This window comes from Pantoea sp. ABR1s, assembly GCF_057812235.1.
The window spans coordinates 2254742-2273750 of sequence record NZ_CM173823.1; the positions used below are offsets into that span (position 1 = coordinate 2254742).

Annotated in this window: 25 protein-coding genes; 11 read left to right on the plus strand and 14 right to left on the minus strand. The window is 54.1% G+C overall.

Going from position 1 to position 19009, the window contains the following annotated elements; genetic code table 11:
* Positions 1-14 precede the first annotated feature (14 nt).
* The 3 genes from tyrS to ACXKZD_RS10545 form a co-directional block, all read right to left on the minus strand.
* A complete protein-coding gene (tyrS, locus tag ACXKZD_RS10535) occupies positions 15-1289 on the minus strand; it encodes a tyrosine--tRNA ligase (protein WP_010245429.1) in 1275 nt (424 codons plus the stop codon).
* Between the two features lie 140 nt (positions 1290-1429).
* Positions 1430-2086, minus strand: a complete 657-nt coding sequence (gene pdxH / locus ACXKZD_RS10540; protein WP_488981589.1) for a pyridoxamine 5'-phosphate oxidase — start codon at positions 2084-2086, stop codon at positions 1430-1432.
* 25 nt (positions 2087-2111) lie between these two features.
* The gene (locus tag ACXKZD_RS10545) at positions 2112-2426 is read right to left on the minus strand and encodes an MliC family protein (protein WP_010245432.1); all 315 of its coding nucleotides are present in this window, start codon (positions 2424-2426) and stop codon (positions 2112-2114) included.
* A gap of 189 nt (positions 2427-2615) precedes the next feature.
* Between ACXKZD_RS10545 and ACXKZD_RS10550 the strand changes: the two genes are divergently transcribed.
* The 5 genes from ACXKZD_RS10550 (at position 2616) to ACXKZD_RS10570 (ending at position 4381) form a co-directional block, all read left to right on the plus strand.
* Complete coding sequence (locus ACXKZD_RS10550) at positions 2616-2819, plus strand: hypothetical protein (protein WP_003848989.1); 204 nt, start codon at positions 2616-2618, stop codon at positions 2817-2819.
* 366 nt (positions 2820-3185) lie between these two features.
* Positions 3186-3419 (plus strand): YgdI/YgdR family lipoprotein, encoded by a 234-nt coding sequence (locus ACXKZD_RS10555; RefSeq protein WP_010245442.1) that lies wholly within the window; start codon positions 3186-3188, stop codon positions 3417-3419.
* 15 nt (positions 3420-3434) lie between these two features.
* A complete protein-coding gene (locus ACXKZD_RS10560; RefSeq protein ID WP_010245445.1) occupies positions 3435-3665 on the plus strand; it encodes a YgdI/YgdR family lipoprotein in 231 nt (76 codons plus the stop codon).
* A 34-nt stretch (positions 3666-3699) separates the two neighbouring features.
* Complete coding sequence (locus ACXKZD_RS10565) at positions 3700-3972, plus strand: hypothetical protein (RefSeq protein ID WP_111533763.1); 273 nt, start codon at positions 3700-3702, stop codon at positions 3970-3972.
* Positions 3973-4108: 136 nt separating this feature from the next.
* Positions 4109-4381, plus strand: coding sequence for a hypothetical protein (locus tag ACXKZD_RS10570; protein ID WP_022625718.1), 273 nt, complete (start codon positions 4109-4111; stop codon positions 4379-4381).
* A gap of 265 nt (positions 4382-4646) precedes the next feature.
* Here ACXKZD_RS10570 and ACXKZD_RS10575 read toward each other — a convergent pair whose 3' ends face one another.
* The 5 genes from ACXKZD_RS10575 to umuD all read right to left on the minus strand — a co-directional run bounded on the left by ACXKZD_RS10575 (position 4647) and on the right by umuD (position 7851).
* On the minus strand, positions 4647-4787 hold the full coding sequence (locus ACXKZD_RS10575) for a hypothetical protein (protein ID WP_223565523.1): 141 nt from the start codon (positions 4785-4787) through the stop codon (positions 4647-4649).
* Positions 4788-4932: 145 nt separating this feature from the next.
* Positions 4933-5547 (minus strand): TetR/AcrR family transcriptional regulator, encoded by a 615-nt coding sequence (locus ACXKZD_RS10580; protein ID WP_022625720.1) that lies wholly within the window; start codon positions 5545-5547, stop codon positions 4933-4935.
* A gap of 186 nt (positions 5548-5733) precedes the next feature.
* Entirely contained in the window at positions 5734-6009 is a 276-nt protein-coding gene (locus ACXKZD_RS10585; protein ID WP_192033635.1) for a hypothetical protein, read from the minus strand.
* A gap of 151 nt (positions 6010-6160) precedes the next feature.
* Entirely contained in the window at positions 6161-7429 is a 1269-nt protein-coding gene (umuC, locus tag ACXKZD_RS10590) for a translesion error-prone DNA polymerase V subunit UmuC (RefSeq protein ID WP_010245457.1), read from the minus strand.
* Between the two features lie 2 nt (positions 7430-7431).
* Positions 7432-7851 (minus strand): translesion error-prone DNA polymerase V autoproteolytic subunit, encoded by a 420-nt coding sequence (gene umuD, locus ACXKZD_RS10595; RefSeq protein ID WP_010245460.1) that lies wholly within the window; start codon positions 7849-7851, stop codon positions 7432-7434.
* 335 nt (positions 7852-8186) lie between these two features.
* Here umuD and ACXKZD_RS10600 point away from each other — a divergent pair, with 335 nt between their 5' ends.
* On the plus strand, positions 8187-8438 hold the full coding sequence (locus ACXKZD_RS10600; RefSeq protein ID WP_010670062.1) for a hypothetical protein: 252 nt from the start codon (positions 8187-8189) through the stop codon (positions 8436-8438).
* Positions 8439-8547: 109 nt separating this feature from the next.
* On the opposite strand, the gene ACXKZD_RS10605 is transcribed toward ACXKZD_RS10600, so the two are convergent.
* Complete coding sequence (locus tag ACXKZD_RS10605) at positions 8548-8772, minus strand: hypothetical protein (protein WP_010245468.1); 225 nt, start codon at positions 8770-8772, stop codon at positions 8548-8550.
* Positions 8773-9311: 539 nt separating this feature from the next.
* Here ACXKZD_RS10605 and ACXKZD_RS10610 point away from each other — a divergent pair.
* The 3 genes from ACXKZD_RS10610 (at position 9312) to ACXKZD_RS10620 (ending at position 11635) form a co-directional block, all read left to right on the plus strand.
* The gene (locus tag ACXKZD_RS10610) at positions 9312-9569 is read left to right on the plus strand and encodes a biofilm development regulator YmgB/AriR family protein (protein WP_022625723.1); all 258 of its coding nucleotides are present in this window, start codon (positions 9312-9314) and stop codon (positions 9567-9569) included.
* Between the two features lie 289 nt (positions 9570-9858).
* On the plus strand, positions 9859-10707 hold the full coding sequence (locus tag ACXKZD_RS10615) for a manganese catalase family protein (RefSeq protein WP_033757528.1): 849 nt from the start codon (positions 9859-9861) through the stop codon (positions 10705-10707).
* A gap of 64 nt (positions 10708-10771) precedes the next feature.
* Positions 10772-11635, plus strand: coding sequence for a glucose 1-dehydrogenase (locus ACXKZD_RS10620; protein WP_192072647.1), 864 nt, complete (start codon positions 10772-10774; stop codon positions 11633-11635).
* On the opposite strand, the gene ACXKZD_RS10625 is transcribed toward ACXKZD_RS10620, so the two are convergent.
* Positions 11628-12638, minus strand: coding sequence for a UV damage endonuclease UvsE (locus ACXKZD_RS10625; protein ID WP_488981590.1), 1011 nt, complete (start codon positions 12636-12638; stop codon positions 11628-11630). The genes ACXKZD_RS10620 and ACXKZD_RS10625 overlap by 8 nt on opposite strands.
* A 101-nt stretch (positions 12639-12739) precedes the next feature.
* On the opposite strand from ACXKZD_RS10625, the gene ACXKZD_RS10630 reads away from it, so the two are divergent.
* On the plus strand, positions 12740-13105 hold the full coding sequence (locus ACXKZD_RS10630; RefSeq protein ID WP_488981591.1) for an MmcQ/YjbR family DNA-binding protein: 366 nt from the start codon (positions 12740-12742) through the stop codon (positions 13103-13105).
* Between the two features lie 105 nt (positions 13106-13210).
* Here the strand turns inward: ACXKZD_RS10630 and ACXKZD_RS10635 are convergent, their stop codons facing one another.
* The 3 genes from ACXKZD_RS10635 to zinT all read right to left on the minus strand — a co-directional run bounded on the left by ACXKZD_RS10635 (position 13211) and on the right by zinT (position 14596).
* Positions 13211-13495, minus strand: coding sequence for a helix-turn-helix domain-containing protein (locus ACXKZD_RS10635; RefSeq protein ID WP_010245485.1), 285 nt, complete (start codon positions 13493-13495; stop codon positions 13211-13213).
* Entirely contained in the window at positions 13488-13808 is a 321-nt protein-coding gene (locus ACXKZD_RS10640; RefSeq protein WP_010245489.1) for a type II toxin-antitoxin system RelE/ParE family toxin, read from the minus strand. Before ACXKZD_RS10640 ends, ACXKZD_RS10635 begins: the two co-directional genes overlap by 8 nt.
* A 140-nt stretch (positions 13809-13948) precedes the next feature.
* Positions 13949-14596 (minus strand): metal-binding protein ZinT, encoded by a 648-nt coding sequence (zinT, locus tag ACXKZD_RS10645; RefSeq protein WP_022625726.1) that lies wholly within the window; start codon positions 14594-14596, stop codon positions 13949-13951.
* A gap of 389 nt (positions 14597-14985) precedes the next feature.
* On the opposite strand from zinT, the gene katE reads away from it, so the two are divergent.
* Entirely contained in the window at positions 14986-17250 is a 2265-nt protein-coding gene (gene katE, locus ACXKZD_RS10650; protein WP_010245500.1) for a catalase HPII, read from the plus strand.
* 67 nt (positions 17251-17317) lie between these two features.
* On the opposite strand, the gene ACXKZD_RS10655 is transcribed toward katE, so the two are convergent.
* Entirely contained in the window at positions 17318-18976 is a 1659-nt protein-coding gene (locus ACXKZD_RS10655) for a methyl-accepting chemotaxis protein (RefSeq protein ID WP_346439159.1), read from the minus strand.
* Positions 18977-19009: the final 33 nt, after the last annotated feature.

Genomic DNA, 19009 nt, shown 5'->3' on the forward strand with positions numbered 1-19009 from the left:
CCGGCCCTGAAATCTTACTGCCAGTTAATCAGGCAGTAATGTTTCTTGCCGCGACGCAGCAGCGTATAGCGGTTAAACAGTTTGTCACTGTCGCTGAAGCGGTACTCCGCATCGGACTGCTTTTCACCGTTCAGTGAAACGGCATTGGAGCCGATCATGGTGCGCGCCTGGCCACGGGACGGCACCAGCTCTGCTTTCACCAGCGCCTGCTGCAGATCATCGTCAGCGCCCAGCACGATAGTTGGCATACCATCCTGCGCCAGCTGTTCAAAATCGGCTTCGGTCATTTCGCTCACGGATCCGGAGAAGAGGCTGGCAGTAATGCGTTTCGCCGCCGACAGACCCGCTTCGCCATGCACCAGACGCGTCACCTGCTCAGCCAGCACGTACTGCGCACGTGGCGCGGTGCCGCTGTTTTTATCTTCTTCTTCCAGCGCGTTGATCTCTTCCATGCTCAGGAAGGTGAAGAACTTCAGGAAGCGATAGACGTCAGCATCTGCGGTGTTGATCCAGAACTGATAGAACTTGTACGGGCTGGTTTTCTTCGCATCCAGCCAGACTGCGCCGCCTTCGGTTTTACCGAATTTGGTGCCGTCAGACTTGGTGATCAGCGGAACGGTCAGGCCAAAGACCTGGTTCTGATGCAGACGACGGGTCAGATCGATACCGGAGGTGATGTTGCCCCACTGATCAGAACCACCAATCTGCAGGGACACACCGTGCAGCTCGTTCAGACAGGCGAAGTCATAGCCCTGCAGCAGATTATAGGAGAACTCGGTAAAGGAGATGCCCTGATCGTCACGGTTCAGACGCTGCTTCACCGCTTCTTTGTTGATCATCTGGTTAACGGAGAAGTGCTTGCCGATATCACGCAGGAAGGTCAGCACGTTCATGCCGCCAAACCAGTCGTAGTTGTTGGCGGCGATGGCGCTGTTGCTGCCGCAATCGAAGTCGAGGAATGGCGCCACCTGCTGGCGGATCTTTTCAACCCATTCGTTGACGGTTTCACTGGTATTAAGTTTACGCTCTGCGGCTTTGAAGCTCGGGTCACCAATCAGGCCGGTTGCACCACCGACCAGCGCCACCGGCTTGTGGCCGGCATCCTGAAAACGCTTCAGGCAGAGCAGCGGTACCAGATGGCCCAAATGCAAGCTGTCAGCAGTGGGGTCAAAGCCGCAATAGAGCGAAATTGGCCCCTGCGCCAGTTTCTCTGTTAACGCGTCTTCATCCGTCACCTGGGCGATTAGGCCCCTCTCCTGCAATTGTTGTATCAGGTTACTGCTGGTCATTACTGACTCCAAATTGATCAGACTGCACCTATGCTGGTACACAGCTTTCCGCTGAGTTGCGGAATCGAAAAAAATCAGGGCTATAGCATAAAGCGCTGACGCTTTCTGTGCCAGCGCTGATAGGGGCGAATCGTGCAGATTCAGGGTGCCAGACGGTCGATTTTCCAGCCGTCGTGATCGCGCTGATAGATGAAACGATCGTGCAGACGATGTTCGCCACCCTGCCAGAACTCCATCGTGTGAAATTTCACCCGGTAGCCACCCCAGAAGCTGGGCAGCGGCACTTCGCCCTGCTGGAACTTCTGTTTAAGCTCCAGGAACTTTCCTTCCAGAATACCGCGTGCCGAAATACGGCTCGATTGCTTCGACACCCAGGCACCAATCTGACTGTCGCGCGGACGACTGTGGAAATATTTCAGCACCTCGAGGGGCGACAGTTTTTCCACTTCACCCAGCACCATCACCTGACGCTCCAGATAGTGCCACGGGAAGTGCAGAGAGATGCGCGGATTGCGCGCCAGCTGCAGCGCCTTACGGCTGCCGAGGTTGGTGTAAAACACCATGCCCTGCGCATCGTAGTGCTTCAGCAGCACGATACGCTGCCATGGCTGGCCCTGCTCATCCACGGTTGCCACGGTCATGGCGGTAGGATCGGGCAGTTTTGCCTCGCAGGCCTGGCTTAGCCACTGTTCAAACAGCGCGATCGGATCGTCCGGCAGATCCTTACGACGCAATCCACCGCGGGTATATTCACGCCGCAGATGGGCAATGGTGTGTAGCGTTTCGCTGTCGCTCATAATGCTCGCCTATTCAGATAACAAGTCAGCTGGCAGGTTGCAGCTCACAATCATTCACGACAATTTTATCGTTACGTTCGATAAATGCGCCGTTTCCTTTGGACCAGAACACATAGGTGTTATCGCTGTAGCGTGCGCCGGACGCGGATACCGTCTGCTTCAGCGTCAGAGGCTGCCCATCCATGATGAAACTGACCTGCTGCTGCGCCTCGTCCAGCGTCACGGTCAGGGGCATGGTTCCGCAGCGATAGTGCAGGGTCTGCGGCGACGGCGGCTGTTTATGCATCAGGCTACAGCCTGACAGCAGTAGCACCGCGGCAACGGTTAATCCTTTCAACATAAGCGGGTCTCCTTCACGAGTGAAGCTGGCATTATAAGAAGGATTGGGCGCGAAGTAAGTGGGAATCCACGCCAATCTGGCAGATGCTGTCAGTCAGGCTGAATTATTGCGCCTTTTCAGACGGTTGTCTGAATGCACAGGCCGCGTTCTCAGGCTACGCTCTATAGATCTTAAGCGAGGAAGACAAACATGAAATTTGATAACGAAGATGCATTTAAGCTGGCAGTGGCGTTTATGAACCACAAAGAGAATGCCACCATCGCCAGCAGCTACTTTAAAACCTTTATCGACACCTACCAGAAATTTGACCGCTGGCTGAGCGCATCAGACCCGGTCAGCGCCATGAAAGCAGAAAAAGCGGCCGCCAAAGCGGGCGAAGACTCCATCCTCTGATCCCCTTCTCCACGGGTCCGATAGCCTTCAGGGTATCGGACCCGTGAATCCCGCCAGACATTCACCCCATTGCTCACTATTTCCGCACAGCTATTCTGGCTTTTACGGAAATATCCGCTCTGGCTGCCGTGCTTATTTCCCGCATCAGCATCGACCTTATTTTGATACAGCGCATCCTCTGCTGAAATGGCACAGAACGGCTGGGTACATTTGCAATAAATGCTATTTCACGCCGTCATACCCCTAATCAGCACCACACACTCCGGTTTTGTTTAAAAAACAGGCAGCGAGACGCGACAGGGCCAGCAAACCTGATAAAGCCGACTATGCTGTAAACGTTCGGATATACTTCATGGAGCAGAAAAAATGAAAATGAAATCCCTGTCAGCCATTGCGTTGCTGGCTCTCTCTTTAGGTACGCTGGCAGGTTGTGCCTCAAACCAGTCGATTAAGACCACCGATGGCCGCACGATTGTCACCGATGGCAAACCGCAGATTGATTCAGATACTGGTCTGGTTTCTTACCGCGATGCTCAGACAGGAAAAACTGAGCAGATCAATCGTAATGAGATCAGTAATATGAGTGAACTCGACAACTAATATAAGGTGAATAAGATGAAAAAAGCGCTGATTTTACCTCTCGCCGCATTGATTGGTATGACCGTATTAACCGGCTGCACCCGTACCAGTTATGCGATTCAGACTAACGATGGACGCACCATTATTAGTGATGGCAAGCCTTCTGAATCGGATGCCGGCCTGCTGGCTTATACCGATGCAAATGGCGTGAAGCAGCAGATTAATAAAGCGGACGTTAAAGCGGTCTCTGAAGTACCGAAGAAATAATCCGATCGCTGTTACCCAATGAATAAAGCCGCCCATGGGCGGCTTTATTTTTGCCTGCGCCTGGCACGAAGTGGTGCACAGTCCTGGTTTTATTCCCCGGTGGTTTATAAATCAGAAATATCCGCTGCGGCGTGGCCATAATATGGCAGGCAACCGTGCGGATAGTGGTGCAGATAATAATCTGATAACGAAATGCGCCGTTCCGCCCTTATCTGAATTTCCGGCAACTCCCAGCTTTTTTAACCAGCATAATAGCTCAGCTTATTTCTCACAAAAAACCTCAGCCTGTTTTTATGCTTTGATATGAGTGGTTTACCGCCTCGATTAAAGGTTCACTTTATTTTTGGTAAATTTTAATCATAGCGCCCTGCTGTTTCCCACCTTTTAGTCCAGAGCGCCTTTAACTAGACTCTTTATATCGCTACTTAATCAGGAGGGTGCAGATGGTTTATCACGACAAAACAACGGGTCATATGATTCTTGGTGAAGCTGCAATTAATCTGGCTTTTGACGAACAGGAGATTACGCTGGTAGCACTGATTCGCCAGTTGAGCGAAATGGCCGAACAGGAGCGCAACGATGAGCGGGTCACGCAGATTGCCGATGCGCGGAACTGGCTCAAAGGTTTTATCGAATCCTCAACGCGCGACCGTGCCGAATTAAACTGGCTGGTCGAGACCGGACAGGCACCGGTTAATCTTAAAGATTATCGTTAGTTATGTGCGGGTCATTGCTGTTTTTTTAGGGTGCCGGGCACGCGCCTGGCCTCACCGCCAGAGACGCTGGGACAGCGTGGCAGTGGAATAGTGCAAGTCGGCCAGAACGTGACCAGAGCGTGAATTGCAACGTTCTGCACCCGGCTCCTGTGTCGGCCTGAAACGGCTTCCACGCAGATTGATGAGTGCTATTGCTCTGCACTCATCGGCCGGCCATCTGGTCGTTAACCGGCCTTCGTCGGCTTCTCCCCACCTGCCGTCACGCTCAGCGCGTCAGCGGCTCCCCGTTTTCAGTCACCTGCAGCGTTTGTGGATGTTTCGCTGTAGTGGTTTCAAACCCACCACGGGCGGCAAAAACAGAACAGCCAATGGCTGCCACAAGTGTCAGTAAGATTGAGGTTTTCACGAAACGCGCCTTAATTTTCTTCGCTACAGCATAAAGCGTGAAAGCCTGGCACATAATCAGATGGGGGGAAAGGAAAGTGCAGAATTTCTCTGTCTGGAAGCCCATGTCCGGGAAGTCTGTTTACTGATTGAGCGGCCTTGCCTGGTTACCCCAGTACTTTCAATGCCAGCGCCAGCGTCTTTTCTTCGTTAGTCACATCGCTGACCTTACCTGCCACCCGCAATCCAAAAGCAATACAGAGAATTAAACCGGCTGCCGCCTCGCTGTCCAGCGTGTTATCGATAGATCCATCCTGTTGTCCCAGCTCCAGCAGCGAGACCAGGAAGCGTTGATTACGCTGAACGACCTCATCAATGCGCTGCGCGAGTGGCTGATCCATCGTCTGCAGCGCAATCGCGCTGGCGACGACCAGACAGCCGCAACGCCCTTCTGTGGCACGTGCCGAATCCAGGTAGAATTGCAATAGCTCGGTTATTTTCCCCCGCCCGCTGGCACAGGGTGCCAGACGACGGTGCAACTCACTATTTCTCAGCAACAGATAGCGTTCGAATACCAGCAGGAAGAGCGAGCGCTTATCTTTAAACGCCTTATAGATGCTGCCTGCGGAGAGATGCATCGCCTCACCCAGATCGTTCATTGAGGCCGCATGATACCCTTTTTGCCGGAAAACGATCATGGCGTGATCCAGAGCCTGTTCGATCCCGAACTCTCTGGGGCGTCCCCGCTCTTTGTTTTTATACGTTGTGGCTGTCGTGGTCATTGTTACCGGCCTGGGGAGGTGTGTTGCTGTCAAAATCAATGGCGATTCTATCCCAGGCGCGGGTAACAAGCCAGGCCGTCCGTCGCCCGTCACGCGCAGACGGCCCGTTATTTCCCGGACGCATTAATATGATTCGCCGCTGTCTGACCAGCCGCCGTCTGGTCTGCGGTGCAAGCCGGACGCGATTCATTCAGATAAGGATGTTGTCTCTGTGCGGCCTTTTTCCCGCTGCTGGCTGCGCTTCAGCGCGTTTATTTTTATCAGCCATAACGTAAATTGCTTAATAAGCAGGCTGGCGTGGTTTTCATTGTCAGCAAAACATAGAAAGAGTCGGTTTTTTATATTGCTGTTATCGTCGATCGCATAAATCTCATATTCGTCATGATGGCGGGATTTTATGATTGCTGTGAAATGTATTGCGGGCCAGAGCATCACTCTGGCTTCAAACTGCCTGAAATCCATTATATTTACCTGGTAATTTGCTTAAAATACCCGATGAAAAACTACTCATCGGGTCAGGCAAAGCATAACTTCCCGCCACTTTAATCGCGTGATAAAAAAAGCTTTTAGCAGAGGCCGCGGCTTCAGCAGCAGAGGAACATCGGGTCAGCCTTCACTTAAGCGCAACCACAGGCAGATCGGTTATCCGGGTGGTATAGGCAGGCGACAGCATCTCGCGTTTCATCGACCAGGCTTTGTTGATCCCCTGCCCGGCAAACCACAACTTCCCGCTGCCGAGCTTGTTGACTGTGTCGATCAGCTTCATCAGCTCTTCGCTATTGCGGCGTGGCTGATGTTCGTCAAACAGATCAAACTGAGCCACGCCCTGGCTGAAAAAATCCCCCAGCACGATGCCGGCCTTCATATAGCGATGTCCCTCAATCCAGATGTTATCCAGGCACGCCATTGCAACTCTGATGATGTCGCGTGTGTCCTGTGTCGGAATCAGCAGTTGCTCCATCGACTGATTGCCATAAAAGGGTTCGTCAGTCGCATGCGGACTGGTGCGCACAAATACCCCTACCTGACGGCAATATTGATTCTCACGGCGCAGCTTCTCCGCCGCGCGCTCGGCATACGCGCAGACAGCCTCGCGCATCTGATCGTAGTCGGAGATACGGCTGCCAAACGAACGCGAACACATGATTTGCTGTTTTACCGGCGTCACTGACTCCAGCTCCAGACAGGATTCGCCACGCAGCTCTCTGACAGTGCGCTCCAGCACGACGCTGAACTGTTTGCGGATGGCCTCGGTGCTTTGATCGGCCAGATCTTTCGCCGTCATGACGCCCATGGCGTTGAGCCGTTTGCCGATCCGATGACCCACGCCCCAGACTTCCGCCACATCAATCAGCGCCAGCAGCTTTTTTTGTCGTTCAGGGTCCGACAGGTCGACAATGCCGCCGGTTTTGCTCCACTTTTTGGCCGCAAAATTCGCCAGCTTGGCCAGCGTTTTAGTCTGTGCAATGCCGACGCCCACGGTCAGATGGGTCTCTTTGCCTATTCGTTCTCTGACCTGACGACCAAAGGTCTCCAGCGCCATACAGTTCTGCACGCCGGTGAGATCCATAAACGCTTCGTCGATCGAGTAGATCTCCACCGACGGCGCCATCTCTTCCAGTATGGTCATCACCCGATGGCTCATGTCGGCGTAGAGCGCATAATTTGAGCTGAAGACCTGCACCGCGTGACGCGTTAGTTCTTCACGCATCTTAAAATAGGGCGCGCCCATTTTGATGCCGACTTTCTTTGCCTCGGCGCTGCGCGCAATCACGCAGCCGTCGTTGTTCGACAGCACTACTACCGGTTTACCTTTAAGATCAGGCCGGAAAACGGTCTCACACGACGCGTAAAAGCTGTTTACGTCGACCAGCGCGAACATGGTCAGTGGGTCGCTTTAATAACAAAGGTCACAACGCCAAACACCTCCAGCGCATCTTCGGTCTGGATAGCGATCGGTTTAAATTTGGTATTCATCGGCATCAGTTGCAGGCAGGGATGAAGCTGGAGACGTTTAACGGTGAATTCACCTTCGACCGCGGCGACCACAATATCGCCGTGTGAGGCGGTGAGTGAACTGTCGACCACCAGCATGTCACCATCATTGATGCCCGCCTCAATCATTGACTCGCCGCTGACACGGACAAAATAGGTGGCGCTGGGGTGCTGGACCATCAGCGCATTGAGATCAATACGTTGTTCGACATAATCCTGCGCCGGGGATGGAAACCCGCACGGCACACGTTCGATATATAGCGGTAAAGGCATAACGGCACGAATGTCCGCAGGTTTAATGAATTCCATAATTTCGCTCCTTCTTCAGATTACTGTATATAAACACAGTAATAGCTAATCCCCCTTTTAATCAAGTGACATGGAACATCTTTAAGCGAAAGGGTTGATGGTAATGCACTTTTTTTTAAACGTTTTTTCGCATTGCCGTCAGAGTAAGCGGAAACGGGTTACTTTCGCCGCATCGCCGGAATAGCGTCGATTTCTTCTTACAGTAAAGAATCTTATAAATTCACCGGCTGATTATTTTTACTTAAGGAAAATCTGACAACGCTTCTCTGGCATTCGGAGAGGTTTGAATATTACGGGCGGGCTGGTTATTCTGCTTTTTTAAGCATGGAGGGATTATGGCAGACGACGATCGAATCAAACATCTGGAAGAGGCAGTTGCGCAGTTAAGGGTTGAGACTACGGTATTAAAAGCGATACTCGGTCAGCAAATTGCGCTGAATAATCTCAATTACAAAGGGAAGTTTGACGATGTACTGGCGGCGCTGGCGAAAGAGTATGCCGAACGCGGTCTGGAAGAGGGCAATAACCAGGCTATCCATGATGCCCTGCGTCAGTATATTAAATATGAGCCACCCGCAATGGAATAAGCGGATTTTCCGGCAGCGTCCGATTGCCGGACTTTATCGGCTCCTGAACGCTGCCACCGCCCTGTCCTGCACCGCCTCCGCAGCAGCCTCAGACGATACCGGTTAGTGTTTACACCTCGCTGTCACTCTCCAGCGCATCCTGAATCGCGTCGGCCAGATTAGCAACTTCATTCGCCACGGCCTGCAGATCCCAGGCGGTTTTTGAGCCGGTTGCAGAGGTGGAGGCGCTGACGGACTCCTTTGCCACTGACAGAGCAGCAGCCACGGCGACCGAACGTTTATGTTGTTCCTGAGTCATGCCCGCAGGCGGAATTGCGAAATAGTCGTGAACCATGATCATTTCCTTGTGATAAATAAGGGGTCAACCTTAGCCTTCTGCATCAGGCGTGGGAAGTGAATTATGCGGCATGGCCTGTCAGACGGCCAGGATTGCAGCAGCACAATCGCGCCAGCCGCTTTTCCTGCCCTGAAACCTGTACAACTTTGGCTGAAATCTGCGGAAAAAAGCGGTTTTAACGCGTTGATGTGTCGTCAGCACAATCCCCAGCCTGCTGGTCTGAAAATCGCACCCCTCTGAAAACCTCACCAACTCACTGTATTTATTCAATTAACCATCGAAAACCTCTTTTTTCACTTTAAACATGCTTTTTATATACACCACCGACCAGTTAAATTTTGTCAAATTTCATTGTACAACTTTGCGATTCTTGTATAACTTTGTCTCGTGATGTTAAATCACTTGTAACGAAAGGTGCTTTGCACCGCATCTGAAGGTGTTGTGGATTTCCACCTTCAGATGCATTTTTTTTTGCGTCAGCCGGTGACCGGATCTGAATCGACGCGTTCTTCCCCCCATTTCTTATGAGGCCTGACATGCAAACAACGATGAATACAGAGTCTCAGATTTCTGATTACTTCATGAACTCTGGCACAGCGCTGACCACTGAAAAACAGGTTATCGCCGCAGTCCATGCCGAACTCGCCCATGCGAAAACCCATGTCTCCGATAAAGACATTGTGCTGGGCCTGATTCACCGCCTGGAGAGTGAGCGTGACGTGGTTAAGCAGGATATTTACCGTCAGGCGCTTGAACATGTTCTGCAGCGCGCTTCGGCGACCAGCGACAGCTAAAAATCTGTGTCTGTTATGAGGGAACGCGAATTAGCATGGATGCTTTTCCCGTCCGGAATCAGCCCCTGTTATGGGGCTTTTTTTATTCCTCCTGCTCTGAATCACTTGTCCCCTTCACACCGCTAAGATTGCCTGCCCCACCGGACCAGATATAGCTCCGGAAAACACCGTTTTCGCCATTTATTCAACCTGAAATTCCGGTTAATTGCTGTCGTTTCGCTTTATTTATCCGATATCTGTGTCCAGGCTTTTTCTGCATCCACTGCAAACGCAGACGAGGAAAATAATCATGTTTCATCATTCATCAAAACTTCAATTCCCGGTTCGTGTAGAGAAACCCGATCCAGAATTTGCCATGCTGCTCCAGCAGGCCATCGGCGGCGTCGAAGGTGAGATTCGTGTAGCGATGCAATACTTTTTCCAGGCGATGGGCGCGCGCGGTGATGTGCGGATTCGTGATCTGCTGATCTCGACCGCTACCGAAGAGCTGAGCCATATCGAAATGCTGGGCTACGCCGTGGCGCTTAACCTTGAAGGCGCCCCGCTCTCTTACCAGGAAGCGTCAGCGAAAGATCCGGTGGTTAATGCGATTCTGGGCGGAATGAACCCGCGCCATATCCTCTCTTCCGGTCTGGCAGCAATGCCGGTTAACGCCAACGGCATGCCTTTTGATATGAGTCATATCTATGCGTCCGGCAACGTGGCGGCCGATATGCTGGCTAACGTCACCGCAGAAGCCACCGGCCGCGTACTGGCGACCCGCCTCTACAACATGACGGAAGACAAGGGCATGAAGGACTTCCTCTCCTTCCTGATAGCCCGTGACACCATGCACCAGCAGCAGTGGCTGGCGGTGATCGAAGAGATGGGCGGACTGAACGCGTCGCTGCCGATCCCGAACAGCTTCCCGCAGGAGCATGAGGCGCAGGAGCACTCTTACTACTGTCTGAATACTTCGCTGGATAAACCGCTGCCGGAAGGTCGCTGGAGCAGTGGCCCGGCTTACGATGGCCATGGTCAGTTCAGCGCGAAACAGCAGCCAGAGATTCTGGGTGATGAGCCGCTGCTCGGCAATGCGCGTCCCGGTTCGGGTGCGCAGTCTGAGCAGATTGACGGCGTTACACCACCGAAACTGTAATGACTCGCCTGTCAGGGTTTGATGCCCTGACAGGCTTGTCCCACCTTTTGACGGAGGAATAGTCATGTCATCCACTCAGCGTCCACAACCCCCTTTTGCCGAACAGCAGCAGACCTGGCCTGGCACTACCGCGGCTATGCAGCCTCAGCCCGATCACGGCGAAGAGAGTTATCAGGGTTCAGGCCGTCTGGCGGGTAAGAAAGCCATTATTACCGGTGGCGATTCCGGCATTGGCCGGGCCGTCGCCATTGCCTTTGCCCGGGAAGGGGCCGATGTCCTGATCTCCTATCTTGATGAACATGAGGATGCGCAGGATACCGCCCGGCTGGTTGAAGAAGCGGGACAGAAAGCGGTTCTGGTGCCTGGCGATATTACTGAGGCGTCACACTGCAACGCCCTGGTCGATAAAGCCGTCGAAGCCTTTGGTGAGATTAATATTCTGGTGAACAACGCGGCGTATCAGATGACGCGCGAATCGCTGGATGAGATCAGCGACGAAGAGTTTGACCGGACCATGAAGACCAACCTTTACGCGATTTTTTACATCACTAAAGCGGCAACACGGCATATGCCTGCTGGTGGATCGATCATTAATACGGCCTCGATCAATGCTGACCAGCCGAAACCGAAGCTGCTCGCCTACTCCGCCACCAAAGCCGCCATCGTTAATTTCTCTGGCGGCCTGGCAGCCTTACTGGCTGAAAAAGGTATCCGTGCCAATGCGGTCGCGCCTGGCCCCATCTGGACGCCACTGATCCCGTCGACCATGCCGGTTGAACAGGTGAAGAACTTTGGCAGCGAAGTGCCGCTGCAGCGTGCCGGTCAGCCTGCTGAACTGGCGCCAACCTATGTGATGCTGGCCAGTGACGAAGCCAGCTACATTTCAGGAGCGACCATCGCCGTGACGGGCGGTGTGGCCATTATTTAACGTTCGCCGATTCCCTGGTCTCTTCGGCCAGGGGATTAGCTATCAGCTTCTGTGTTATCCCCCACTGGTAGAGTTGTTCCCGCGCCAGATTCTTCATTTTCACTTCGCACATGATATCGAAATCCTGAAACGACAGTGCCCATGCATTCAGCGTCGGGTTAAAGAAGTAGTCAGAGTGCGCCCGCAGCTTGCTTTTGCTCACGCCCAGCTGCTGCTGATCGGGCCAGCCCTCCTGCGGAATCATCCCCTCCTGCGAAATCGAATAGTGCAGCACCGGCCGCACGCCGCGCCACGAATCGATCACTCTGGCAACACGCGCGTCATCCGGCTGAATAAACTCACTCTCTTTTACCCAGTGATGGTGAATATCCAGCACCACCGGACAGAGCGGTGCTGCCTGCAGCACGTCATCCAGCGAGCAGGAGATCTCATCATTCTCCACCGTCAGCATCCGCCGCGCTTCCGGGCTGAGCTGATTAAACGACCGTTTGAAACCGTCGAATCCCGCCTTGCCGTTCATATGAATGTTGATTTTAAAATCCTGGAAGGTCTTGCCATATCCCATCAGACAGGCGCAGAGCGTGTGATACTCCACATCCTCCAGCGCGCGCACCACCACATCGGGATTATCGGAGGCGAGCACGGTATATTGTCCTGGATGGAATGAGAGCCGGATGTGATGCGCCCGCGCCAGCTCGCCACAGCGGGCAAAGAGCGGATAGAGTTCGGGCAGAAATTCGGTGAACAGTGGCGTGGCCTCGGGGACCGTATAGAGCGGTAACAGATCGCTGCCAATACGCATCATCCTGAGTGGCTCAGGTAAGGTGGCCAGATGCTCAAGCGTCAGGCAGAGATTGTTGAGGTTAGTGACGGTAATCTCATAGATCAGCTGATGACGTTCATCGTGCGATAAACTCAGAAACCGTTTACGGGTGGTGGCGCGAAACGGGAAAAACTGTTTGCCATCGCTGTTGAGATACTTACATGCAAAGCCTAATTTCATGTCTGCTCCTGATTTATGCTTATCAGAAGTGTAACAGGCCCCTGGCGACCAGCCAGTCGCGGGCCGCAGACTCAGGCTGAATAATCACAGGGAGACTCACTATGCAGGGCCATGAGATCCAGCGCATCGCCATTGAAGCGGCTGAGCGGCTGCCCGCCGCTGAATGCAGCTATCCATTCGGGCCGGAACATCAGGTCTATAAAGTGTGTGGAAAAGTGTTTTTACTGCTGACCCAACTGCGGGGTGTGCCGATTATCACCCTGAAATGCGAGCCGCAGCAGGCGGAGCTGCACCGGATGATCTATCCCTCGATCACCGCCGGTTATCATATGAATAAACGTCACTGGATCACGGCCTATCCCGGTGACGACCTCTCGCCTGGCTTGATTCAGCAGCTGGTTGAGGATTCGTATCAGCGTGTGGTTAAGGGTATACCCGCCTCGCGCCGCCCGGCCTGCGTGGGATAAAACCCGTGGAGGGGATACGTGTGCACCGGAAAGAAAGTTTGCTTGATAGCAGGCAAGATAAATAGCAGGGCCAGCATTGTTCTGGCACCTGCCGTCATCTCTCAATCAAAGAGAGATCTGGGGATTTTCAACGCCACAGGCACGGGCATAGCGGGCGAGTGTTTCAACTGTGGCTTTATCTGCGCGACGCTCGGTGCGTGACACTGCCGACGGGCTGACACCGAGCGCCTCCGCGACCTGAGCGCTGGTCATTCCGGCGCTTTCCCGCCATTTGGCTAACTGCTCGCGCAGGTGCTCTGCCCGAACTTCTGCCTCGTAATGTTCGCGAACAGCCGGATCAGATAAAATTTCTTTGCGGGCCGTCGTCCACGCAACTGATTTCTTACTCATCGTTTAACATCTCCTCTAAACGGTGCGCCGCTGCCGTCATGACTGCTGCTGGCGTTTTCTTTGTCTCTTTCACAAAAGCTTTCAGGATAAAAATACGTCTGCCTTTCTGGTAAACATACACCGCTCGCCCAATCTCATTGGCCTTCGCCCTGAGCTCAAAAAAACCCGACCCTAACGGTTTGGTATCCGGCTCTCTCAAATCAGTTCCACGGGCAGCCAGTTTATCTATTTGCCGGGCCAGCTTAGCCCGGAGCATCTCTGGCATTGCCTTAATTTCAGTGAGCGCGTCCTTGTGTATCGTTATCTCAAACATAGATCCTCCGTTGGAGTTAAGTTAACTCATGAGTTAACTTAACTCAAGGATCTATATTTCCTCAAACGGGGGAAATGAATCCAGTCGCTATCCTTGCGAAACAGCTCTGATCCGCGGAGCATCTGACACCGGCCCGGCACTCAGTGGTGCAGCATCTCCTCCACGACCTGTGAGTTCATCATCTGGTAAGGATAATAGGTCGGCCAGTTATCCATCTCTGCCAGCAGGGCTTGCTGAGAATCGTTGCCCATAAAGATATGGAAATGGGCAGATTTACGCGGCCCGATGGTGTGGTCGCTGAACTGCACATATTTGGGCGCTTTGCTGCCCGCGTCCTGGCATTCAAACAGGTAGCGCACCCCTTTTTTACCTGAGGTATAGGTCAGGATTTTGTGACCCGCATACCGGTAGTGGCAGGCGCTGACCTGATCGCCGATGTGAAACTCCATCACGCCATTTTCAATACCGATGGTATCGACGTCGGTGGCGTAGCCTTTGCGGTAATACGCTTTATACTCCTCTGCCGTTTTGCTGTGATCCTGCTGCGCTTTCTTCTGCCAGACCGGGTCCAGCTCCCCGCTTTGCAGCAGCGGATAAACCGACTGCCACAGGCCATCCCAGTCAGCGAGCGGACGATCTTTCACATCGCTGTCAGCAAAAACCCCTTCTGCCGCTTTCTGCTCCAGGGCTGACAGCGGTTTTCCATGTGCATGCGTGCCGTGTGCCAGCGACGGCTGGCTGACTAACAGTGCGCCCAGTAGCCCAATCCATTTACCTGCATGATTCATCAAAGTCTGATACCCCGGTCAACGTTACAAAATGAAATGTTATGATATAACATTTCCAACTTCAACCAAAAGCAGCAAACGCCAGCATTAATTTTATTAATCGGTTAATGCCCTGCATCAGGCAATGAGCGCCTCCTGCGGCGGCAGATTCTGCATCCTCTGAAAGCACACTTTCCTTATAGCAGGCGCGGGCTGGAACGCCGTTAAGCCAGACGGCACAAGGTATGAATAAGCGAAGCGATAATCCGGATTAAGAGATAAGTGCGCATTTCTGGCGGACAAAAAAGGCACAGTCGTCACAGTTAAATGCCCGATTTAACCTCAGTATTGTTCAGGTTGTTCTATATTTAGTGTCGTCGAAAGTAAAATAACAGCTGGAGCATGAATTAATGTCGAAAGAAACAGAGAAGAAACCCCTGAGCGAGCGCGCCCCGACCACCGGTCCGGAATCCTCAGAGCCGGGTCTGGGTTCACTGGCACCAAAAGATGGTTCGCATCAGCCCCCAGCCGAACCGACTCCGCCAGGCAAGCAGCCCACCGCCCCAGGCAGCCTGAAAGCGCCTCAGACGCACAACGCCAAACTTGACCAGCTTGAAGCCAGCCGCAAAAACGGCACCGACCGCGCCCTCACCACCAACCAGGGCACACGCATCGCCAACGATCAAAACTCACTGCGCGCCGGTTCGCGCGGTCCGACGCTGCTGGAAGACTTTATTATGCGTGAGAAAATCACGCACTTTGACCATGAGCGTATCCCGGAACGTATCGTTCACGCCCGTGGCTCTGCCGCACACGGCTATTTTCAGCCTTACCGCTCCCTGAAAGATTTGACCAAAGCACAGTTCCTCAGCGATCCCGAGCAGACCACGCCGGTTTTCGTGCGTTTCTCTACAGTTCAGGGCGGTGCAGGATCGGCTGATACCGTGCGTGACATTCGCGGTTTCGCCGCCAAGTTCTACACCGAAGAGGGTGTCTTTGACCTGGTGGGCAACAACACACCGGTGTTCTTTATTCAGGATGCGCATAAATTCCCTGACTTTGTGCATGCCGTTAAGCCGGAACCGCATAACGAAATCCCGCAGGGCCAGAGCGCCCATGACACCTTCTGGGATTACGTCTCTCTGCAGCCGGAAACCATGCACAACGTTATCTGGGCGATGTCTGACCGGGGTATTCCGCGCAGCTATCGCACCATGGAAGGCTTTGGTATTCACACCTTCCGCCTGATTAACGCAGAAGGTAAAGCGACCTTTGTCCGTTTCCACTGGAAGCCGGTGGCCGGTAAAGCGTCGCTGCTGTGGGACGAGTCACAGAAACTGACCGGTCGCGATCCCGATTTCCATCGCCGCGATCTGTGGGAAGCCATTGAAGCGGGTGATTTCCCGGAATATGAACTGGGCCTGCAGCTGATCCCGGAAGAGGATGAGTTCAAATTTGACTTCGATATTCTGGATGCCACCAAGCTGATCCCGGAAGCGCTGGTGCCGGTTGAGATTGTCGGCAAGATGGTACTTAACCGTAATCCGGACAACTTCTTTGCTGAAACCGAGCAGGTGGCGTTCCACCCAGGCCATATCGTGCCGGGCCTCGATTTCTCCAACGATCCGCTGCTACAGGGTCGTCTGTTCTCCTATACCGATACGCAGATCAGTCGTCTGGGCGGACCGAACTTCCATGAGATCCCGATCAACCGTCCGACCTGCCCGTACCATAACTTCCAGCGTCAGGGCATGCATCGTCAGGATATCGACACCAATCCGGCCAACTACGAGCCGAACTCGATCAACGATAACTGGCCGCGTGAAACCCCACCTGCTGCAGAAGGCGGCGGCTTCGAGAGCTATCAGGAGCGGATTGAGGGCCATAAAGTGCGCGAGCGCAGCCCCTCATTTGGTGAGTATTATGCGCAGCCGCGCCTGTTCTGGCTGAGCCAGACTGAAGTCGAGCAGCAGCACATCATTGGCGCCTACTCGTTTGAACTGAGTAAAGTGGCGCGTGCTTATATCCGTGAGCGTGTGGTAGATCATCTGGCACGCATCGATACTAAACTGGCGCAGGGCGTGGCGGATAACCTGGGACTCGCTCTGACGGATGAGCAGCTCAACATTCAGCCGCCTGCGCCGGTGAATGGCCTGACTAAAGATGACAGCCTGAGCCTCTACGCCATTCCGGATGGCGAGATCAAAGGTCGCCAGGTCGCACTGCTGCTCAGCGATGGTGTGAAGGCGGCTGATGTGCTGGCGATTTTGCAGGCGCTGAAAGCGGTGGGTGTTCACGCCAAACTGCTGGCTCCGCATATGGGCCAGGTGCGCGCCGATGACGGTTCAGTGCTGCCGGTCGATGCGACGTTCGCCGGTCTGCCCTCTCTGACCTTTGATGCGGTGATGGTGCCGGATGGCAATATCGATGCCCTGCTGCTGAGCGGCGATGCCCGTTACTTCCTGCTGGAAGCCTACAAGCACCTCAAGGTGATTGGTCTGGTGGGGGAAGCGCGCCGCTTTAAAGCGCAGTTCGGTCTGGAAGATGCGGATCAGGAAGAAGGTATTGTGCAGGGCGACTCGGCGGAGAGCGCGCTGATGTCTGAGTTCACTCAGGCGATGAAAGCGCACCGCGTCTGGTCGCGCAGCCAGAAGGCACAGTCCGTCCCGGCCTGATGTCAGCGGCACGATGCCGCATGCCGCGTCACAAAATAAAAAACCGCCCTTGGGGCGGTTTTTTTTATCAGAAGGTCTGCCAGTTATCGTTGTCCGCCAGGCGGGCAGGCTGAAGTTTTGGCACGGCAAGGGCTTTCGCCACCGGCGCAGCAGAGAACGCCACCTGCAGAGTGCCGGTTTTGAATACCGATACCGTTTTACGCAGGTAGCTCGCCTGCTCTTCCAGTGAGGCGGCGGCAGTCGCGGACTCCTCCACCAGCGCGGCGTTCTGCTGCGTCACACCATCCATTTCCGAGACCGCTTTGCAGACCTGCTCAATGCCACGGGTCTGTTCAGTCGAGGAGGCCGCGATCTCTTCGATCAGCTGCGTGACACGGCTCACCGACGTCACGATGCTCTCCATCGCGACGCCCGCCTGAGAAGCATGACCGGCACCGGTTTTAATTCGCTCAGCTGAGCGGTCAATCAGTCCCCGGATCTCCTGGGCAGCGCTGGCGCTGCGTCCGGCCAGCGAGCGCACTTCACCCGCTACCACTGCAAATCCACGACCCTGTTCACCGGCACGCGCGGCTTCAACGGCGGCGTTCAGCGCCAGAATATTGGTCTGGAAGGCAATACTGTCGATAATGGCGATGATACCGGCGATCTGATTCGAGCTTTCGCTGATCTGATCCATGTTGGCGATGACCCGGGCGACAGTCTCACCGCCCTGCAGGGCCGTGGCTGAAGCCTCTTTCGCTACCGTGGTCGCCTGCTGCGCATTGTCTGCATTGAGTTTCACCGTTGAGGTGAGCTGCTCCATACTGGCTGCGGTCTGTTCCAGCGCGGCAGCCTGCTGTTCGGTACGGGAAGAGAGATCGGTGCTGCCCGCAGAGATTTCCGCTGCACCGGTAAAGATAGAGCGGGTGGCGTCATCGACCGAGGTAATGGTCACCACCAGCGCATCGCGCATCTGTTGCAGTTCCTGAATCAGCAGGCCCATCTCATTGCGGCCTTCATGCTGAATATCGGAGGTCAGATCGCCGCCCGAAATGGCGCGCATATGGCCGGTCAGCCTGCCCAGTGGGCCAATCAGCAATTTCTGCAGCCCAATCCAGACCGCGACCCCAATCACGCCGGTGATCAGGCCAATAGTCAGCAGCGCCCAGAGCGCATCCGTCAGGCTACGCTGGTTATGCTCCGAGGACGCTTTCATCAGCTGGATGTTCACTGCACGCCAGGCCTCATAGGCACTGTCGAGCTGGTCCTGCGCCGCCTGTGCTTCAAGGTTGCCGTAGCCCGCGTAGTTGCCCTGCTTCAGAAAGGTAATGGAGGCCAGCATGGTGTCACGCATCTGCTGGTAGGCGGTCTGCACCTGCGTCGCCTGGGCTTCACCCTGGCCCTCTTTGCGCGGCAGCGCCTGCCAGGCTTTGAAGTCAGCATCGGCGGCAGCGGCTGACGTTTCAGCCTGCTCCAGCAGCGCAGCCATGGCCGCCAGTGATTTTGGATCCTGCTGATTTTTCAGGAAACGGATTGCCACGCGGTTGATGGTGACGCGGGTTTTAATCAGGGTTTTTACCGCGTCACTCAGGTGCTGCTGCTGCAGCGTAAGCTGCTCTGCCGCCACGAAGTTTTTGTCGGCTTTTGAGACGCCGTTATAGAACAGAAATCCGGTCAGGGTCAGTAACGTCACAAAGACCACCAGAACAGCAGCGATACCGTGAGTGATTTTAAGATTTTTAAGCATGTCCGCAGGCTCATATCAGAGGAGATAAAGCTG

What these genes read in the sequence shown, in the direction of transcription:
- ACXKZD_RS10625 (WP_488981590.1), bottom strand. Translation starts at nt 12,638, where the DNA reads ATGAAATTAGGCTTTGCATGTAAGTATCTCAACAGCGATGGCAAACAG.
- ACXKZD_RS10570 (WP_022625718.1), top strand. Translation starts at nt 4,109, where the DNA reads ATGGTTTATCACGACAAAACAACGGGTCATATGATTCTTGGTGAAGCT.
- umuC (WP_010245457.1), bottom strand. Translation starts at nt 7,429, where the DNA reads ATGTTCGCGCTGGTCGACGTAAACAGCTTTTACGCGTCGTGTGAGACC.
- ACXKZD_RS10610 (WP_022625723.1), top strand. Translation starts at nt 9,312, where the DNA reads ATGCAAACAACGATGAATACAGAGTCTCAGATTTCTGATTACTTCATG.
- ACXKZD_RS10550 (WP_003848989.1), top strand. Translation starts at nt 2,616, where the DNA reads ATGAAATTTGATAACGAAGATGCATTTAAGCTGGCAGTGGCGTTTATG.
- ACXKZD_RS10640 (WP_010245489.1), bottom strand. Translation starts at nt 13,808, where the DNA reads ATGTTTGAGATAACGATACACAAGGACGCGCTCACTGAAATTAAGGCA.
- ACXKZD_RS10565 (WP_111533763.1), top strand. Translation starts at nt 3,700, where the DNA reads ATGGGCGGCTTTATTTTTGCCTGCGCCTGGCACGAAGTGGTGCACAGT.
- ACXKZD_RS10620 (WP_192072647.1), top strand. Translation starts at nt 10,772, where the DNA reads ATGTCATCCACTCAGCGTCCACAACCCCCTTTTGCCGAACAGCAGCAG.
- ACXKZD_RS10630 (WP_488981591.1), top strand. Translation starts at nt 12,740, where the DNA reads ATGCAGGGCCATGAGATCCAGCGCATCGCCATTGAAGCGGCTGAGCGG.
- zinT (WP_022625726.1), bottom strand. Translation starts at nt 14,596, where the DNA reads ATGAATCATGCAGGTAAATGGATTGGGCTACTGGGCGCACTGTTAGTC.
- tyrS (WP_010245429.1), bottom strand. Translation starts at nt 1,289, where the DNA reads ATGACCAGCAGTAACCTGATACAACAATTGCAGGAGAGGGGCCTAATC.
- ACXKZD_RS10545 (WP_010245432.1), bottom strand. Translation starts at nt 2,426, where the DNA reads ATGTTGAAAGGATTAACCGTTGCCGCGGTGCTACTGCTGTCAGGCTGT.
- ACXKZD_RS10655 (WP_346439159.1), bottom strand. Translation starts at nt 18,976, where the DNA reads ATGCTTAAAAATCTTAAAATCACTCACGGTATCGCTGCTGTTCTGGTG.
- ACXKZD_RS10600 (WP_010670062.1), top strand. Translation starts at nt 8,187, where the DNA reads ATGGCAGACGACGATCGAATCAAACATCTGGAAGAGGCAGTTGCGCAG.
- ACXKZD_RS10615 (WP_033757528.1), top strand. Translation starts at nt 9,859, where the DNA reads ATGTTTCATCATTCATCAAAACTTCAATTCCCGGTTCGTGTAGAGAAA.
- ACXKZD_RS10580 (WP_022625720.1), bottom strand. Translation starts at nt 5,547, where the DNA reads ATGACCACGACAGCCACAACGTATAAAAACAAAGAGCGGGGACGCCCC.
- umuD (WP_010245460.1), bottom strand. Translation starts at nt 7,851, where the DNA reads ATGGAATTCATTAAACCTGCGGACATTCGTGCCGTTATGCCTTTACCG.
- ACXKZD_RS10585 (WP_192033635.1), bottom strand. Translation starts at nt 6,009, where the DNA reads ATGGATTTCAGGCAGTTTGAAGCCAGAGTGATGCTCTGGCCCGCAATA.
- pdxH (WP_488981589.1), bottom strand. Translation starts at nt 2,086, where the DNA reads ATGAGCGACAGCGAAACGCTACACACCATTGCCCATCTGCGGCGTGAA.
- ACXKZD_RS10560 (WP_010245445.1), top strand. Translation starts at nt 3,435, where the DNA reads ATGAAAAAAGCGCTGATTTTACCTCTCGCCGCATTGATTGGTATGACC.
- ACXKZD_RS10635 (WP_010245485.1), bottom strand. Translation starts at nt 13,495, where the DNA reads ATGAGTAAGAAATCAGTTGCGTGGACGACGGCCCGCAAAGAAATTTTA.
- ACXKZD_RS10605 (WP_010245468.1), bottom strand. Translation starts at nt 8,772, where the DNA reads ATGGTTCACGACTATTTCGCAATTCCGCCTGCGGGCATGACTCAGGAA.
- ACXKZD_RS10555 (WP_010245442.1), top strand. Translation starts at nt 3,186, where the DNA reads ATGAAAATGAAATCCCTGTCAGCCATTGCGTTGCTGGCTCTCTCTTTA.
- katE (WP_010245500.1), top strand. Translation starts at nt 14,986, where the DNA reads ATGTCGAAAGAAACAGAGAAGAAACCCCTGAGCGAGCGCGCCCCGACC.